The following is a 17,728-nucleotide window of genomic DNA, read 5'->3' as shown; positions in this document are numbered from 1 at the left end:
TCCGAGTGCTCGCAGCGCCATGGACCACACCCAGATAACCCTCTATCCGCGCCGTCCTTCTTCGTTCCTTCGGCATCTCGTCCTGCTCGTCGCTTCCCTGGCCCTGGCCGGTTGCGGTACGGTGGCCCTGCATCCTTTGACGCCGGATGAACTGGCGCGCGGCACCGCCGAAGACAAGGCTGCCGCGCGGCAGGACGTGGAGCCCATCCAGGGGCCGCTATCGCTGGACGAGGCCATCGCGCGCGCCTTGAAGTACAACCTGGACCGCCGCGTCAAGATGATGGAAGAGGCGCTCGCGCTGGACCAGCTGGACGCCGCGAGCTGGGACATGTTGCCCAAGCTGATGGCCCAGGCCGGCTACAGCCATCGCAACAATGACCTGATCACCCGCAGCGTCGATTCGGTCACGGGCGAACCGTCGCTCAGCCATCCCTACATTTCCAGCGCCCGCACGCACAAGACCTACGACCTGGGCCTGACGTGGAACCTGCTCGATTTCGGTCTCGGCTACATCGAGGCCAAACAGCAGGCGGACCGCGTGCTGATCGCGGCGGAGCGCCGCCGCAAGGCCATGCACGTATTGGTGCAGGACGTCCAGGTCGCCTTTTGGCGCACGGTCAGCGCGCAGATGCTGCACGACCGGGTAGGGCAGGCCATCGCCGTGGCCGAACAGGCATTGCAGGATGCCCAGAAGGCGGAGGCCGAGCGCCTGAGGTCGCCGATCGATGCGTTGCGCTATCAGCGCCAGCTGCTGGAAAACCTCAATCTGCTGGAAAGCATCCAGATGGAGCTGGACGCCGGCCATATCGAACTCGCGCAACTCATCAACGCACCCTTCGATCAGGACTTCCGCGTGCTGGAACCGCGCGAGCCGGTCGACACCGCGCTGCGCGATATGCCGGTGAAGCGCATGGAGGAACTGGCCCTGAGCCAGAATGCCGACATCCGCGAACAGCACTACGCCAGCCGCATCGCGGCCGAGGAGACCTGGCGCACCCTGTTGAAGCTGTTCCCGAACCTTTCCTTCAACTTCGGCGTGCGGCACGATACGGACAGCTATCTGATCAACAAGACCTGGAACGAGACCGGTCTGCAACTGTCCTGGAATGTCTTCAATCTGCTGTCCGCGCCCTCGCAGAAGAAGCTGGCCGATGCGGGTGTGAAGCTGGCCGACCAGCGGCGCATCGCCACGCAGATGGCGGTGCTGGCCAAGGTTTACCTGTCGCGCTTGCAGTACGAGTCGGCGCTGCAGCAGTACACGCGCGCCGATGAGATCTGGCGGGCGGACGCGCAGATCGCGGAGTATGTGAAAAACCGCGCCGCCGCCCAGGCGCAGAGCAAGCTGGAGCAGGTCTCCAATGACACCGTTGCCATCGTCAGCCTGCTGCGCCGCTACCAGTCGCTGTCGCAGTTGCAGAGTGCCAGCGGCAGGCTGCAATCGACACTGGGCATGGAGCCCGCGATCGGCAGCGTCGGCGATCTGTCGCTGGAAGCGCTGACGAAACAGGTGTCCGCGGCGGGCGCCTGGGCGACATCCGCCGCCGCGCGCTGACGGAGACATGGCATGCGCCAAACGATCTTCTTCCGTCGCGTGGGCCGCCCGCGCGCGGCGCTGCTGATCGCCTTCCTGCTGGGGCCTGGCGGCGCGACGGCCCAGGGCGCGATGCCGGCCGCGGCGACGTCGACGGCGATAGAAAGGCAGGACATCCGCGCGGAGCTCGTGCCACGCCGCTATACCACCATCTCCGCCGAGATCGGCGCCAAGATCAACCGTATCGACGTCCCGGAAGGCGGCCGTTTCAAGGCGGGTCAAACGCTGGTCTCGCTGGACTGTGCCTTGCAGCAGGCACAATCCCGCAAGGCCCGGGCATCGCTGGCGGCCGCCGAACATACGTATGCCGCGAACAAGCGACTTGCGCAACTCAATTCGGTGGGCAAGGTCGAGCTGGAGGTTTCGGAAGCCGAGGCCGGCAAGGCGCGCGCCGAGGTCTCGCTGGCGGACATCGTGCTGGACAAGTGCCGCATCGTCGCGCCCTTCGACGGCCGTGTCGCGGAACAGCGGGTGCGCCCCCAGCAGTACGTGCAGCCCGGCCAGCCCATGCTGGAGATACTCGACGATTCCGCGCTCGAACTGGACTTCATCGTGCCGAGCAAATGGCTGGTCTGGCTCAAGCCCGACCAGCGCTTCCAGGTGGCGATCGATGAAACGGGCAAGACCTATCCGGCCAAGGTGCAGCGCATCGGCGCCCGGGTGGACCCGGTAAGCCAGTCCATCAAGCTGACCGCGGTTATAGACGGCACTTTCGGCGAACTCATGGCGGGTATGAGCGGCAAAGTACTGATGGCCCCGCCCAACGGATCGTAATCGACCATGAACGACCTTCACCTTCCCTTTCGCCTGATCCGTCAGTTGCGCGCGCCGGAAGCTTCCGTTCCCTCGCGGCACATCTTGCGGCGCGCCTCGCGCCTGCTGTCGCTGGAGCAGCGCTTCATGTTCGACGGCGCGGCCGTGGCGACGGCCGAGCATGCCGCGCAGGCGAAACCCGACGCTCATGCCGCGGCGGTGGCGGCGGAAGCCGCGGCGCCCGCGCACCAGGTGCGCGAAGCCGATGCCAGCCGCAATGGCGGCAGGAAGGAAGTCGCTTTCGTCGACACCTCGGTGGCGGATTACCGCACGCTGGAGGCTGGCGTGCGTGACGGCGTTGCCATCGTCGAATACGACGGCAACCAGGGCGGCCTGGCGCAGATCGCCGGCTGGGCGCAAAGCCACGGCGGCTACGATGCCATCCATATCCTGTCGCACGGTTCGGCAGGCACGCTGAATCTGGGCACGGACGCGTTGACCGATGCGTCGCTGTCTTCTTCCACGGTACAGGCGGAACTGGCGGATATCGGCCGCGCGCTCAATGCCGGCGGAGATCTGCTGCTGTATGGCTGCGACGTGGCGGCAGGCAGCGATGGCCAGCACTTCATCGAGGATATGGCGCGCATCACCGGCGTCGATGTCGCGGCGTCGACGGACGCGACCGGCGCGGCGGACAAGGGTGGCGATTGGTCGCTCGAATCGCATGCGGGAAAGATCGATACGCGTGCCCTGGATATCGCGGGCTATCAGGGCCTGCTTACCGTCGTGAATTTCACCGACGCCGACGCGGATTACTCGTCGCCCACGGTTACCAGGACGATCGACGGCAGGACCGTCACCTTCAGCGGTAGCACCGATCCGGGGAACGGCCTGGGTATAGACGACTTGACCTATGGCAGCGCCGGCCTCTACGCCTATTCAGGAACGGTCACGGGCAGCGATATCAAACTGACCATCTCGATCCAGCCGGGCTACGAGTTCGATATCGGCTCCTTCCAGGCCGGCACCGCTTCCGGCAGCCTGACGATCGGGGTGACGTACGCGAACGGCGCCACGGCCAGCTTTACCTTGAATTCCCTCAGTGATTCCTGGCAGACGCTATCCGGTTTCGGCACGCAGCTCGAACATGTCACGCAGGTTGTCCTGACTTCGAATGACTTCGGCCTGTTCCAGAATTTCGATATCCTGAACGTCAAGGCCATCCCGGCTTTTCCGGGGGCCACTGATGCGAATATCTCCATCACTTCGACCGGTTCCGGGACGGGCGGCGCCTATCGGATCGGCGACACCGTCACCGCGGTCTGGGACAACACCGCCACCGGCGACAACAATGCCGAATTGAACGGCGTGACGATGGACTTCTCGCAGTTCGGCGGTCCCTCCGCTGTCGCGGCGACCAATTCGGGCGGGATCTGGACGGCCAGCTATACGCTCGTGGCCGGCTCCGTGGATGCCAGCAACCGCAATGTCCGGGTCAGCCCGTTCAACGATGCCGGTACCGCTGTCGGCGCCGATACCACCAACTTGTCCGTGGACATCGTCGCCCCGATAGTGACCGATGCACGGATCAGCATCAGCGGCGGCAGTGGTCCCGGCGGGACCTATCGCATCGGCGATACCGTCACGGCCAGCTGGAACAATACCGCCGGCGGCGACAACAATGCCGACACCCTCAGCGGCGTCACGTTCGATTTCAGCCAGTTCGGCGGCGGCTCGGCCGTCACGGCCACCAATACCGGGGGGGTGTGGTCCGCCACGTACACGATCACCAACGGCGCTGTCGACGCCACATCGCGCAACGTCTCGGTCACGGTCACCGATAACGCCGGCAATTCCCGCACCACGGCCGATACCAGCAACGCCACCGTGGACAGCATCGCGCCGACGGTCACCGACGGCCGCATCGCCATCAGTGGCGGCAGCGGCCCCGGCGGCAGCTACAAGATCGGCGATACCGTAACGGCGACCTGGAACAATACCGGCAGCGGCGATAACAATGCCGACACCCTTAGCGCCGTTACCGTCGATTTCAGTCAATTCGGCGGCGGTTCGGCCGTCGCGGCCACCAACTCCGGCGGCGTCTGGACCGCGACGTACACCATCGTCAGCGGCACAATCGACGGGCTGTCCAACCGCAATGTCGTGGTTACGGTCACCGATAACGCGGGCAACGCGGTTACGACGGCGGATACGACCAATGCCACGGTGGACAACGTCCGCCCGGCGGTCACGTTCAGTGGCCTGTCGCTATCCGCCGATACCGGCGCCAGCAACAGCGACTTCCTGACCAGGGCCGCCGCCCAGACCATCAGCGCCACCTTGAGCGCTGCGCTGGGCGCGGGCGATGTCGTCTACGGTTCGCTGGACAACGGCGGCACCTGGACCGACATCACCAGCAAGGTGTCCGGTACGTCGCTGGCGTGGGATGGCGTGGTCCTGTCGGGAAGCAACGCGATCCGCCTCAAGGTGACGGATGCGGCCGGCAATGACGGCACCGTCGCCGCCCAGGCGTATACGCTGGATACCGTGGCGCCCGCCACGCCGTCGACGCCCGATATGACGCTCGGTAGCGACAGCGGCGCATCGTCCTCTGACAACATCACCAACGATGCGACCCCCACCTTCACCGGGGCGGCGGAATCCGGCAGCACCGTGACGCTGTACGACACGGACGGCGTGACCGTGCTAGGCACCACGACGGCGGCCGGCGGCGCCTGGTCGATCACTGCCTCCCCGCTCGCGCCGGGAAACCATGTCGTCACGGCCAAGGCCGTCGATGCAGCCGGCAATACCTCGACAGCCTCGTCGGGGCTGACCGTTATCATCGATGCCACGCCGCCCGCCGGGCCCAACCTGAGCGCGACGACGTTTGCCAGCCTGAACACGACCAGCGGTTCGGACGTCGCCACGCTGTCGGCCACCGATGGGCTCGCGGTGACCTACAGCCTGGAGGTGGGCAACGGCACCAACGATGCCGACAACGGCAGCTTCGCCATCGTCGGCAATGCCTTGCGCGTAGGGGGCGCTTCCCTGTCCGCGGGCACCTACAAGATATTCGTCGCCGCCACCGATGCCGCGGGCAATATCGCCTTGAGCGGCTTCACGATCACCGTGGTGGATGCACCCGCCGTCAGCGCCGTCGTGCGCACGGGAGGCGCTGCGGCCACGGTCGGCGCGTCGGACACTTCCATCAGCTACACCGTCACGTTCACGGATGCGGTAACCGGGGTCGACGCGAGCGACTTTGCCCTGTCGTCCACCGGCACGGCGTCAGGCCAGATCCTGGGCGTGACGGGCAGCGGCGATACCTATACCGTCGTCGTGGGGATGCTGTCCGGCGACGGCACGATCCGGCTCGACGTGAATGGCGGCGGAACCGGCATCCAGAACGGCGGCGGGACGGATATCCTGGGCGGCTATAACTCGGGACAGGCCTATACGTTGGACCACACCGCGCCCAACGCGCCCTCGGCGCCAGACATGACCGGCGGCAGCGACAGCGGCACCTCCAGCTCCGACAACATCACCAACACCACCACGCCGACGTTCACCGGCACGGCGGAATCCGGCTCGACGGTAACGCTGTACGACACCGACGGGACGACCGTGCTCGGGACGGCCGTCGCGACAGGCGGCAACTGGTCCATCACGACCTCCACGCTGAGCGCGGGCGCGCATACGCTCACGGCCAAGGCCAGCGATGCGGCCGGCAACGTCAGCAGTGCATCGACCGGACTGTCTGTCGTCATCGACACCGCCGCACCCGCCGTCGCCATTAGCAGCAATGTCGCGTCGCTTAAGGTGGGCGAAACGGCGACCATCACCTTCACCTTCAGCGAAGATCCGGGCGCGACCTTCACCGCCGCCGATATCGTGGTCAGCGGCGGTACGTTGAGCGCGTTTTCCGGTTCGGGCCTGACCCGCACGGCGATCTTCACGCCCACGGCGGGGGTCGACGGCGGCAGTGCCAGCATCAGCGTATCGGCGGGCAGCTATGCCGATGCCGCGGGCAATATCGGCGGCGGCGGTGTCTTGCCCTCGCTGGCATTCGACACGCGGGCGCCGGCCGCCCCCTCGACGCCGGACATGGCCAGCGCCAGCGATAACGGCGCCTCCAGCTCCGACAACATCACCAACACGTCCACGCCGATGTTCACCGGCACGGCGGAATCCGGCTCGACGGTGACGCTGTACGACACCGACGGAACGACCGTGCTCGGGACGGCGACCGCGACAGGCGGCGTTTGGTCCATTACCACGACGGCCCTGGGCCAAGGCTCGCACACGATCACGGCCAGGGCGACCGATGCGGCGGGCAATACGGGTACCGCATCTTCCGGCCTGACGGTCCAAATCGATACCACGGCGCCGACCACGACAGTCGCGACCGCCGCGTTCTCCGACGACACCGGCACCGCCGGAGACTTCGTCGTTTCCCAGGCCGCGCAAACCGTCTCCGGCACCTTGAGCGCCAACCTCGCCAGCGACGAAACCGTGCAGGTCTCGCTGGACAACGGCGCTACCTGGCATGCCGCCGTCGCCGCCACCGGCGGCAGCGCCTGGTCGTACGGCGCGACGCTGGCCGGCAGCGACACGCTGCAGGTCCGGGTCGTCGATGCCGCGGGAAATGCCGGAGCGGCTTATATACAGGCCTACGTGCTCGATACCGGCACGCCGACGGTCACCTCGGTCAGCGTGCCGGCCGACGGTACTTACTACGTCAACCAGAGCCTCGACTTCACGGTCAATTTTTCCGAGTCGGTAAGGGTGGACACCAGCGGAGGCACGCCGCGTGTCGCGCTGGTCATTGGGTCCACCACCGTCTATGCGACCTATCTGTCGGGTTCGGGAACCAGCCATCTGGTATTTCGCTATACGGTGGCGAGCGGCAACCAGGACGCCAATGGCATCACCGTGGGCGCCCTCAGCGCCGATGGCGGCGCGCTTACGGATGTCGCCGGCAACGATGCCACGCTCATCCTGAACAACGTGGGCAGCACGGCGACGGTCAATGTGGACGGCGTGCGGGCCGTCGTAACCGATGTCACGGCCACGGCACCCGATGGCCTGTACAAGGTGGGCGATACGGTGGCCATCACGGTCACCTTCAGCAGGGCCGTTACGGTGGATACGGCAGGCGGCACGCCCACGTTGTCCTTGAACAACGGCGGCATCGCCAGCTACGCCAGCGGTTCGGGCGGCACCACGCTCGTCTTCACCTATACCATCGGCGCGGGGCAGGATACCGCCGATCTGGACTACGCCGCCATTGGCGCGCTGCTATTGAACGGCGGCGCGATACAGCAGTCGGCCGGGATGCAGAACGCGACCCTGGACCTGGCCGCGCCGGGCGCCGCCGGCTCCCTGGGCGCGAACAAGGCCATCGTTATCGACGCGACGGCGCCATCGGCGGTCTTCGGCGGCCTGGCACTGTCCGCCGATACCGGCGCATCGCATAGCGATTTCATCACCGCCGTGGCCGGCCAGACCATCACGGCCACGCTGAGCCATCCGCTGGACAGCGGGGATCGGGCCTACGGTTCCCTGGACGGTGGCGCGACCTGGATCGACATCACCGGCAAGGTAAGCGGTACGGCGTTGGTTTGGGATGGCGTTACGCTGGCGGCCAGCGGCACGCTGCAATTGCGTGTCGTGGATGCCGCGGGCAATACCGGGCCGGTCCATGGCCAGGCGTACGAGGTCGACGCCACGCCTCCGACCGCGCCCACGGTGGTTTCCGTGCAAGGAGCCGGCGGGGCGCCGGTCCTTGTGGGCGATGCCTCCTTGGGTGCCGGGGAATCGCTTACGGTCACTGTGGCCGGCGCGGTTTACCACGTCGTGCCGGCCGGTGGGCACTGGAGCCTGGACCTGGCGTCGGCCACGCCGGCCAGTGGCAGCATCGCGCTGGCAGCCGGTGCCAGCTATGGCGTGACGGCCACGGTTATCGACGCCGCGGGCAATACCAGCAGCGCGAGCGGCGTACTGAGCCTGGCAGCGCCGCCGCAGCCGCCGCAGCCACCGGACCCCGCACCACCGACGACACCGGCGCAGGCCGTCCCGCCACCGCCGCCGCTCCGGCCGCCACTGCCCATGTTTTCCGCCGCGTCACCCACGCCGTTCGACAACGATCGCGCGGCGGATCGGCCATTGGCCGGTGCCATAACGCTGCAGGAGTCCGCAATCGAATTCCTGCCGCCGCGCCTGCAATCGTCGCTGCTGGCCGCGGGGCTGGCCGGGGATGTGAGCGCCGCCGTCTTCCCCTCGTTTGCGGGCACGGGCATCGCCTATCCCGGCGATGGCCTGCGCGACCTGGGTCGTCCGGACGGGGAATCCCTTACCCACGGCAGCAGTTTCCGGGTTGTCGTGATGCCGTCATCGGCCGCAAACCAAGGCCTGATGCTGAACCGCGGCATGGGCGATCTGATCGTGGCGCCGGCCGGCCGCATCGAAGTCAGTATTCCGTCCGATGCCTTCGCCCATACCGATCCCAATGCCGCGATACAGCTTGCCGCCCGCCTGCAGGATGGCAGGCCCTTGCCGGCCTGGGTGCGGTTCGACAGCCGTGCCGGCAAGTTCGTCGTCGACGCGCCCAGCGGTATGTCCGGGGACATCGCCATCCGCGTGATTGCGCGGGATGGAGCGGGGAACGAAGCAGCGACGGTGTTCCACGTCCGGGTGGGCGCGCGGCAAGCATCCGTGCCGTCCGGGCACGAGGGCCGCGCGGGCCTGAGCGAGCAGCTACACCAGGCCGCGCAGCAGCGCGGCGGTGCGGGTGTGATCGATCGCCTGGCTGCATTGGCCAGGTCCCTGCCGGGGACAGGCGCGTGACCATCGCGACGCCCATCCCGTCCTCCTTGCGGAGGCCAGGGACGTGAACGCCGCCGCGCAGGCATCTGCGGCCACGCATCCCCTGCTGGTGCTGCTCGACTTGTGTCGGCGCGCCCGCGTGGCGGACAGCGCGGCGGAGCTCGCCTTCCTGGTCGTCAATGACACCCATGCCCTGGCGCCTTACCGGCAAGGCGCGCTGTGGCTGGCCGACAAGGGCCTGGAATCGCTGTCCGGCGTCGTGGAGCCGGAAGCCAATGCCCCATACGCGCAATGGCTGGCCAAGGTCTGTCGCGTCCTGCACGACAGGTCCGCGTCCGCGATGCCTGTAACAGCCTCCGATCTGCCCGCTGTCCTGGCCGCCGAATGGACGGAATGGCTGCCGCCTTACGGCCTGTGGCTGCCCTTCAGCGGTCGTGCGCGCGAAGGCGCGGGCGGCGGCGTATTCCTCGCGGCGGACGTTCCATGGTCCGGCGACGCCCTTGCCTTGCTGGTGGAGTGGGTCGATGCCTGGCATCACGCCTGGCGCGGGCAGGGCGGCACCGCGGGATGGTCCTGGCAGCGCGCCAGACTCGCCGCGCAGGCCATGATCGGGCGCAAGCCCGGCATGCCCTGGTGGAGACAGCGCCGCACCCTGGTCGCCGCGCTGGTGCTGGCGATACTGTCCTGCCCGGTGCGGTTGTCCGTGCTGGCGCCGGGCGAGCTGGTGCCGGCGGATCCAGCCGTTATCCGCGCCCCCGTGGACGGGGTGGTCGCGCAATTCCAGGTCCAGCCCAATCAGGCCGTGAAGACGGGCCAGGCGCTGTTCAACTTCGATGAAGCGCCCATCGCCACCCGATTGGAAGTCGCCAGGCAGACGCTGGCCACGGCGCAGGCCGAATACCGGCAATACGCCCAGCAAGCTTTGTCCGATCCCAAATCCAAGGCGCAGCTGGCCATCCTGAGCGGAAAGATCGAAGAAAAACAGGCCGAAGCCGCCTACGCGCGCGGCCAGTTCGAGCGATCCCGCGTCACCGCGCCCCGCGACGGTATCGCGCTCTTCGACGACCCCAGCGAATGGATAGGCAAACCCGTCCAGACGGGCGAACGCATCATGCGCATCGCCGCGCCGGACGACGTGGAAGTCGAGGCGTGGCTACCCATCGGCGACGCGATCCCGCTGGAGAGCGGGGCCATGGTCGAACTCTATCTTGCTTCCGCGCCGTTGGACTCCGTGTCGGCGCGCGTGCGCTACGTCGCCCACGACGCCGTGCCTCGTCCCGACGGCAGCTACGCCTACCGCGTGCGGGCCCGCATCGACGGCGGCGCCGGCCAACGCGTGGGGCTGAAAGGCACCGCCAAGCTGATCGGCGACCGGGTGCCGCTGGTCTATTGGATGCTGCGTCGGCCATTGGCCACGATCCGGCAGCACGTCGGGCTATGAGCCGGCGCCCATGAAGGAAGTCCTGCCACCGCTGCGCGAGGAGCTCGCATTGATGCCGGGGCCGGTGCTGGCCGACGGCCAGCCCAGCCATACGCTGCACGATCCCGTGCGCAACCGGTTTTTCCAGATCGATTGGCCCACGTTCGAGATCCTCAGCCGCTGGCACCTGGGCGAGCCGTCCGCGATCGCGGCAGTCGCCAGCCGCGAGACGACCTTGCAGATCGAGCATGCCGACGTCGCGGACGTCGTTGCCTTCCTGCGCGACAACGAACTGCTCCGGCCCCAGCCCGGCGCCGCCGCGGACTACGCCAGTCGGCTGCGCCGGCATCGTGGGGGACTCGGCACCTGGCTGCTGCATAACTATCTGTTCTTTCGCATACCCCTCGTCAGGCCGGATGCCTGGCTGACCCGATGGGCGCCGCGCCTGTCTTTTTTGTATTCCCGCGCGTTTCTCTGCCTCACGCTGGCGGCGCTGGGCTGGGGCCTGGTCGAGGTCTATCGCCAGTGGGACCGTTTCACCGCTACGCTGGTGGATACGATCTCGTGGTCCGGGCTGGCCAGCTACGCCGTCACGCTGGCGGCGGTCAAAACGCTGCACGAACTGGGCCATGCCGTGACTGCCAAGAGACTGGGCTGCAAGGTGCCCGCCATGGGCATTGCCTTTCTCGTCATGTGGCCCGTCGCGTATACCGATACCAACGACGTCTGGCGGCTGACGCGGCGGCGGCAGCGTCTGGCCGTGGTCGGCGCAGGCGTGGCGACCGAGCTGATCGTCGCCGCCTGGGCGACCTGGGCCTGGGCGGTGCTGCCCGACGGCACGCTCAAATCGCTGGCTTTCCTGCTCGCCACCACGACCTGGTTCGCGACCGTCGCCATCAACATGAGTCCCTTCATGCGCTTCGACGGCTACTTCCTGCTGTCGGATTGGCTGGAAATGCCCAACCTGCATACCCGCGCGTTCGCGCTGGCGCGCTGGGACCTGCGCGAACGGCTGTTCGCCCTGGGCGAGCCGCCGCCGGAACATTTTCCCCGCCATCGGCAGGCCGGCCTGATCCTCTTCGCCTACGCAACCTGGATCTATCGCCTTGTGGTTTTCCTGGGCATCGCGGCCCTGGTGTATGCCTTCTTCATCAAGGCCGTGGGCATCCTGCTTTTCGCCGTGGAAATCGGCTGGTTCCTGCTGCTGCCGCTGTTTTGCGAATTGCAGGCCTGGCGCAGGCTATGGCCGGCGATCCGGACGCGACGCCGGGCCCGCCATAGCGCCATCGTCGCGCTGGCGCTCGTGCTCCTGCTGGGCATGCCCTGGCCCAGCCGGGTCGCCGTCAGCGCGCTGCTGCGTCCCGCCGATCAACTGGTGATCTATGCACCCGCCCATGCGCGGGTCCAGGCCATGCCGGTCGCGGACGGCCAGCGCGTGGAGCCAGGCGCGGTTCTGCTGCAGCTGTCGTCTCCCGATCTTGCCGCCCGCAGGCAGAGCGCCCTGGCCCGTATCGAAAGCCTGCGCTGGCAAACCGCCGCCGCGTCCTTCGACAAGGAACAGCGTACCCAATTGCAGGTATCGCGCGAACAACTGGGTGCGGCCGAGGCCGAGATCGCGGCGGTCGACGCGGATGCCGCCCGCTACGCGCCGGTGGCGCCTTTCGCGGGGGTGCTCACCGATGTGAATCCGGAGGCGCGGCCGGGGGTATGGATGGCCAAGCAGGAACCGCTGGCCCGCCTGGTCTCCGATCAGGGGCAGGTGGCGATCGCCTACCTGGATGAGGATGAGCTGAACCTGATTTCGGTCGGCGACACCGGAAAGTTTTATTCCGACACGCCCGAGGGGCCCGTCGCCCGCGTCGAGATCACCGGCATCGATCGCGATACCAGCCGGACCCTGTCCGAGCCGGAGCTGTCCAACCTGTTCGGCGGCAGCGTGGTGGCGCGGGAAAAGAACGGCCAGTTCTATCCGGAACGCCCCATCTACCGCGTCAGCCTGAAAGTGCTGTCGACCGACGCGACCGCGGCCCAGCATGCCTGGCGCGGCAAGGTCGTGGTGTTCGGCAAATGGGCCGTACCGAGCTGGCGCTATCTGCGCAGCGCAATGGCGGTGCTGCACCGGGAAATCGGCTTCTGAGGGATCCCTCCGGGGCCGGCCGGGGCTTGGCCAAAGGCATCGGCGCCCCCATATCTGGTGTAATACCTTCTCGATTCGGTCTCTTTCCATCCCATGAGCAACGATCTGTTCGCCGCGGACCCGACGCAGCGGGCCCACGTGCCGCTGGCGGAACGCCTGCGTCCGCGCACCCTGGACGATGTCGTCGGGCAATCCCATCTGCTGGGCGAAGGCAAGCCCCTGCGCGTGGCCTTCCAGTCCGGGCGTCCGCATTCCATGATCTTCTGGGGGCCGCCGGGCGTGGGCAAAACCACGCTGGCGCGCCTGATGGCCGATGGCTTCGACTCCCAGTTCATCGCCATTTCGGCCGTGCTGGGCGGCGTCAAGGACATCCGCGACGCGGTCGCGGTGGCCCAGGTCGCCCAAGGCCAGGGACGCCGCACCATCCTCTTCGTCGACGAAGTCCACCGCTTCAACAAGGCTCAGCAGGACGCCTTCCTGCCCTATGTGGAAAGCGGCCTGTTCACCTTCATCGGCGCCACCACGGAAAATCCCTCTTTCGAGGTCAATTCCGCGCTGTTGTCGCGCGCCCGCGTGTATGTCCTGCAATCGCTGACCGCGCAGGAACTGATGCAGCTGATCGACCGCGCCCTGGTAGAGCTGAATGCCACTTTTCCGGACGACGCGGCCATGCGCTTTGACGACAGCGCGCGCGAACAGCTGGCCGGCTGGGCCGACGGCGATGCGCGCCGGCTGATCAACGCCGTCGAAGTCGTCGCGGAGTCGGCGCGTACGGCGCATCGCGACATCGTCGATGCTGAATGGCTGGAAACGTCGCTATCGCAAAACCTGCGCCGCTTCGACAAGGGCGGCGATGCCTTCTACGACCAGATCAGCGCGTTGCACAAGTCGGTGCGTGGCTCGGACCCCGACGCCGCGCTGTACTGGTTCGCGCGCATGATCGATGGCGGCGCGGACCCCCGTTATCTCTCGCGCCGCCTCGTGCGCATGGCCATCGAGGATATCGGCCTGGCCGATCCGCGCGCGACCGAGATCGCCCTGAACGGCGCGGACATCTACGAACGCCTGGGCTCGCCCGAAGGAGAACTGGCCCTGGCCCAGGCCGTCGTATACCTGGCCTGCGCGGCCAAGTCCAACGCGGTCTACAACGCCTACAACGCCGCGCGCCGCTATGCGGAGGAACACGGCAGCGCGCCGGTGCCCATACACCTGCGCAACGCGCCCACCAAGCTGATGAAGCAGTTGGGGCACGGCCACGCCTATCGCTACGCCCACGACGAACCGCACGGTTATGCCGCGGGAGAAGATTACTTTCCCGATGGCCTGCATCCCACCTTCTACCAGCCGACCGATCGCGGTCTGGAAGCTAAAATCCAGCAGAAGCTGGCCTTCCTGCGCGATTTGGACGCCCAGGCCAAGTCCGGCAAGCGGTAGGGCCCCGCGGCCCCGCCCCCCTGTAACCCGCCCCCCCAGAGAACCATGCTTGACCCCACCCTGCTGCGCAAAGACCTGCAAACCGTCGTCGACCGGCTCAAGACCCGCGGCGTCCAGTTCGATATGGAACGCTTCAATGCGCTGGAATCTCGCCGCAAGTCCGTGCAGACAGAGACAGAGTCCTTGCAGGCGCGGCGCAATGCCCTGGCCAAGCAGATCGGCCAGCTCAAGGCCAAAGGGGAAGACGCCAGCGCCGTGATGGCCGAATCGCAGGCCCTGCCCGCGCGCCTGAAGCAGTTGGAAGAAGACCTGGCCGAGGTGCAGGAATCGCTCACGGAGCTGCTGCGCGTGGTACCCAACCTGCCGCATCCCAGCGTGCCGGTCGGTGCGTCCAGCGACGATAACGTGGAAGTCCGCCGCTGGCTTCCCGCCGAGGCCGGCCCGGACGGCAATCCCCCGCCTTTGCCTTTCGAACCGAAGGACCACGTCGCCGTCGGCGAGCCCCTGGGCCTGGATTTCGATACGGCGGCCAAACTGTCAGGGGCGCGCTTTTCCTTCATGCGCGGCCAGATCGCGCGCCTGCATCGGGCGCTGGCGCAATTCATGCTGGATCTGCACACCGGCCAGCATGGTTATACGGAATGCTATACGCCCTACATCGTCAACAGTTCCACGCTGTACGGCGTGGGCCAGTTGCCGAAGTTCAAGGACGATATGTTCTGGGTGACCAAGGGTGGCGCCGACGACGACCCCCGCGTGGATGACGCAGGCAAACCGTACGTCCGCGAAGACCAATACCTGATTTCCACGTCGGAAGTCACGCTGACCAGCGTCGCCCGCGACGCCATCCTGGCCGATGGCGACCTGCCCCTGAAGCTGACGGCCCATACGCCCTGCTTCCGTTCGGAAGCGGGCAGCGGCGGCCGCGACACCCGCGGCATGATCCGCCAGCACCAGTTCGATAAAGTTGAAATGGTGCAGATTGTGCAGCCGGAGAAGTCCTATGCGGCCCTGGACGAGATGGTCGGCCACGCCGAACGTGTCCTGCAACTGCTGGGGCTGCCGTATCGCGTCATGCTGCTGTGCACGGGCGACATGGGCTTCAATTCCGCGAAGACTTTCGATCTGGAAGTCTGGCTGCCGGCCCAGAATACCTGGCGCGAGATCTCATCCGTATCGAATTGCGAGAACTTCCAGGCGCGTCGGATGCAGGGGCGTTTCCGCAATGCGCAGGGCAAGCCGGAGTTCGTCCATACTTTGAATGGCTCCGGCCTGGCGGTGGGCCGTACGATGGTCGCCGTCCTGGAGAACTACCAGCAGGCCGACGGTTCGGTGCTCGTCCCCCAGGCCTTGCAGCCCTATATGGGGGGCGTATCGGTGCTGCGTCCCTGAGTCCGCGCAAGCCGGCCCGGCCGGCGCCGTCGCCCCGTTCGGGGCCCCTGGCCGCAACCCCCAAAAACAAACCCGCCGAGGCGGGTTTGTTTTTGGGCCGGACGGCGCGGCACCGTCATGGGCGGGAGTTACCCCCGCCAGGGGATCAGTGGCGATGGCCCTTGCCGTGATGGCCGTCCCAGCGCTCGTGATAGTAGCGCGGGCCGCCGTGGTAACGGGGACCATAGTAAGGGCCGGGGTAATAGTAGGGCCGCGGCGCGACATAGACCGGGCGCGGGGCCACCACGATGGGAGGCGGCGCCACGTAGACCGGGGGCGGCGGGGCGACATAGACCGGGGCGGGCGCGGCATAGACCGGGGCGCCGACGATCAGCGGCGGAACGCCGATGGAAATCCCTACATCCACACGAGCCATCGCGACACCCGAGGCCAGCAGGGCGGCGGCGCCAAGACCAGAGACTATCCAACGTTTGATCATGATGTTCCTGCGCTTTGCTGCCAGGCAGCTGTGGAAAATGACGGCCCCATTGTCGGGGAAAACGCGAAGCCGCGCCCGCCGTGCAAGTCATCAAAAGGCGACAATCCGCTACATCGGCCGGCGCGTTCTGTGTGATTTTAGGGTTTTGTGGTTTTTCGTGTGGCAAATTACCGAGGGCATCCCCAGTGGCGAAATGGGGTGAAACAGGTCTGCTCATCCGTAGTCGACGCCCTCGTATTCACACGCCGTTACAAAGAGCGGCCCAGCCGCAGTGCCGCGCCGACGTTTTTTCGCCCGAATGGCTTTCGTACTCAGAAAATCTTTATCGCTTTTAGTTTCCAGGCCGCAATAAAGGCGTCCTGGTTGGCGCGGCAAAATGCCGCTCACTGGCCGCCATCCCGGCGAGCTGCTCACTCAAGGGAGTTCACATGGAGACTCGTACGGTCAATGGATTTCGTGTGCGTTGCGCGGTGGCCGCCGACGAGGACCGCAAATACCGGGTGCAGGTGTGGACTCGCAAGATCGGCGTCAACGCGCCGGAGAAGTGCTGGACCCTCGCAGGCGGCCGAGCCTTCGCGTCGCAGGACGAAGCGGAACGCAATTGCCGCCAGCTGTTCCAGGGCATACGCGGCGTTCGCTACAACGGTGAGCCCGAGTATTCGCGCAACGGGTAATTTGGCCGTTACACTGCCGCTTTTCGTCCGAAGGCGGCCATGCGATGGCGTATGAAAGTCTGTTCTGGGGAATGGCCACGGTAGTGGCCATCGCCATTTTGGGCGGCGCATTATGCGCGCGCGCCAGTCGTCTTGGGGCCACCCTTACCGGATGCGCGGCGCTGGCGGTCTTGAATGGCGGCGGCGTATTGTTCGCGACGCTGACCGGCGACTTCATGGACCAGGCGCCCATCCTGGCGGTGGCCGCCTTCATGTTCACGCTGGTCATAGGCGTCGCCGCGGCCCTGGCCATGCGACGCCTTTTGCACAGATAGTTCAGACCACGAAACCGGCCTGCCTGCGCAGCGCCAGGGAGTCCGCGCCGCCCAGCGCGTCGACGAAGGCCCTGGCGCCCGCCGGATCGGCCGCCTTGCTGCAGCATGCCGCCGTGTATACGGTGCTCAGGCCATATTCCTTCGGCAGTTCCCCCACCAGCGTAACGCCCGGCGTGTACAGGATCTCGGTAACCTGCGTGCAGCCGATCATGCCGTCGCCTGTCGTCCGGGCCAATTCGCCCATCGCCACGGCGCCGTTGGGATACTCGTGTATGCGGCCCGCCAGGGCCCCGTCCAGCCCCAGCCTGCGCAGCACGTTGGCGATGTGCTGCCCGGCGGTCGACTGCTGCAGATGGGGCACGTACAGCCCACGCGCCGCGGCCAGCGTGGCCTTCAGCGCGGCGCCGTCGTCAACGGCGACGGCCGGCTCGCCGGTGCGCACGGCCACGCCGGTTTCGACCCGTCCCAGGGGACGGGCGCTGCCGGCGACCACGTGCCCCTGCTTTTCCAGGTCCTTGATCAGCGCATCGGAAAGAATGATCACATCGCAGGGCGCGCCGGCCAGCAACTGGTCGCGCATCGTGCCCACCGCGCCGAAGCTGGCTTGCAGCGTGGCGCCGTGGCGTTGTTCGAACTCGGCCTGCAGGCCGGTGACGACGGCTTTCGCGGCTCCGCCGCTGAAGAGGTTCAGTTTCATCCGTATCCTT

11 protein-coding genes are annotated in these 17,728 nt (G+C 66.8%); 9 read left to right on the top strand and 2 right to left on the bottom strand.

Annotated elements, in window-relative coordinates; all coding sequences use genetic code 11:
• Nucleotides 1-19 precede the first annotated feature (19 nt).
• The 7 genes from CAL28_RS22175 (at nucleotide 20) to serS (ending at nucleotide 15,555) form a co-directional block, all read left to right on the top strand.
• Nucleotides 20-1,552 (top strand): TolC family protein, encoded by a 1,533-nt coding sequence (locus CAL28_RS22175; RefSeq protein ID WP_094843347.1) that lies wholly within the window; start codon nucleotides 20-22, stop codon nucleotides 1,550-1,552.
• Between the two features lie 12 nt (nucleotides 1,553-1,564).
• Nucleotides 1,565-2,365: an efflux RND transporter periplasmic adaptor subunit gene (locus CAL28_RS22170; protein ID WP_094843346.1), complete on the top strand. Its 801-nt coding sequence runs from the start codon at nucleotides 1,565-1,567 to the stop codon at nucleotides 2,363-2,365.
• Nucleotides 2,366-2,371: 6 nt separating this feature from the next.
• Nucleotides 2,372-9,193, top strand: coding sequence for an Ig-like domain-containing protein (locus CAL28_RS22165; RefSeq protein ID WP_094843345.1), 6,822 nt, complete (start codon nucleotides 2,372-2,374; stop codon nucleotides 9,191-9,193).
• Between the two features lie 43 nt (nucleotides 9,194-9,236).
• Nucleotides 9,237-10,613 (top strand): efflux RND transporter periplasmic adaptor subunit, encoded by a 1,377-nt coding sequence (locus CAL28_RS22160; protein WP_254926200.1) that lies wholly within the window; start codon nucleotides 9,237-9,239, stop codon nucleotides 10,611-10,613.
• Between the two features lie 10 nt (nucleotides 10,614-10,623).
• The gene (locus CAL28_RS22155; RefSeq protein WP_094843344.1) at nucleotides 10,624-12,729 is read left to right on the top strand and encodes an HlyD family efflux transporter periplasmic adaptor subunit; all 2,106 of its coding nucleotides are present in this window, start codon (nucleotides 10,624-10,626) and stop codon (nucleotides 12,727-12,729) included.
• A gap of 93 nt (nucleotides 12,730-12,822) precedes the next feature.
• Complete coding sequence (locus tag CAL28_RS22150) at nucleotides 12,823-14,163, top strand: replication-associated recombination protein A (RefSeq protein WP_094843343.1); 1,341 nt, start codon at nucleotides 12,823-12,825, stop codon at nucleotides 14,161-14,163.
• A gap of 45 nt (nucleotides 14,164-14,208) precedes the next feature.
• Entirely contained in the window at nucleotides 14,209-15,555 is a 1,347-nt protein-coding gene (gene serS / locus CAL28_RS22145; RefSeq protein WP_094843342.1) for a serine--tRNA ligase, read from the top strand.
• Between the two features lie 145 nt (nucleotides 15,556-15,700).
• Here the strand turns inward: serS and CAL28_RS22140 are convergent, their stop codons facing one another.
• A complete protein-coding gene (locus tag CAL28_RS22140; protein WP_094844786.1) occupies nucleotides 15,701-16,030 on the bottom strand; it encodes a virulence factor in 330 nt (109 codons plus the stop codon).
• A 431-nt stretch (nucleotides 16,031-16,461) separates the two neighbouring features.
• Between CAL28_RS22140 and CAL28_RS22135 the strand changes: the two genes are divergently transcribed.
• Both CAL28_RS22135 and CAL28_RS22130 read left to right on the top strand, forming a co-directional pair.
• Entirely contained in the window at nucleotides 16,462-16,707 is a 246-nt protein-coding gene (locus tag CAL28_RS22135) for a hypothetical protein (RefSeq protein ID WP_094843341.1), read from the top strand.
• 44 nt (nucleotides 16,708-16,751) lie between these two features.
• Nucleotides 16,752-17,021 carry a hypothetical protein gene (locus CAL28_RS22130; RefSeq protein ID WP_094843340.1) on the top strand — a complete coding sequence of 90 codons (270 nt, stop codon included), beginning with the start codon at nucleotides 16,752-16,754 and terminating at the stop codon, nucleotides 17,019-17,021.
• A 1-nt stretch (nucleotide 17,022) separates the two neighbouring features.
• Here CAL28_RS22130 and CAL28_RS22125 read toward each other — a convergent pair whose 3' ends face one another.
• A complete protein-coding gene (locus CAL28_RS22125; RefSeq protein ID WP_094843339.1) occupies nucleotides 17,023-17,718 on the bottom strand; it encodes a molybdate ABC transporter substrate-binding protein in 696 nt (231 codons plus the stop codon).
• Between the last annotated feature and the right edge of the window lie 10 nt (nucleotides 17,719-17,728).

Origin of the sequence: Bordetella genomosp. 11, from assembly GCF_002261215.1 — a bacterium.
Lineage (GTDB): Bacteria > Pseudomonadota > Gammaproteobacteria > Burkholderiales > Burkholderiaceae_B > Bordetella_C.
This window is presented reverse-complemented; position numbering and strand designations above follow the sequence as displayed.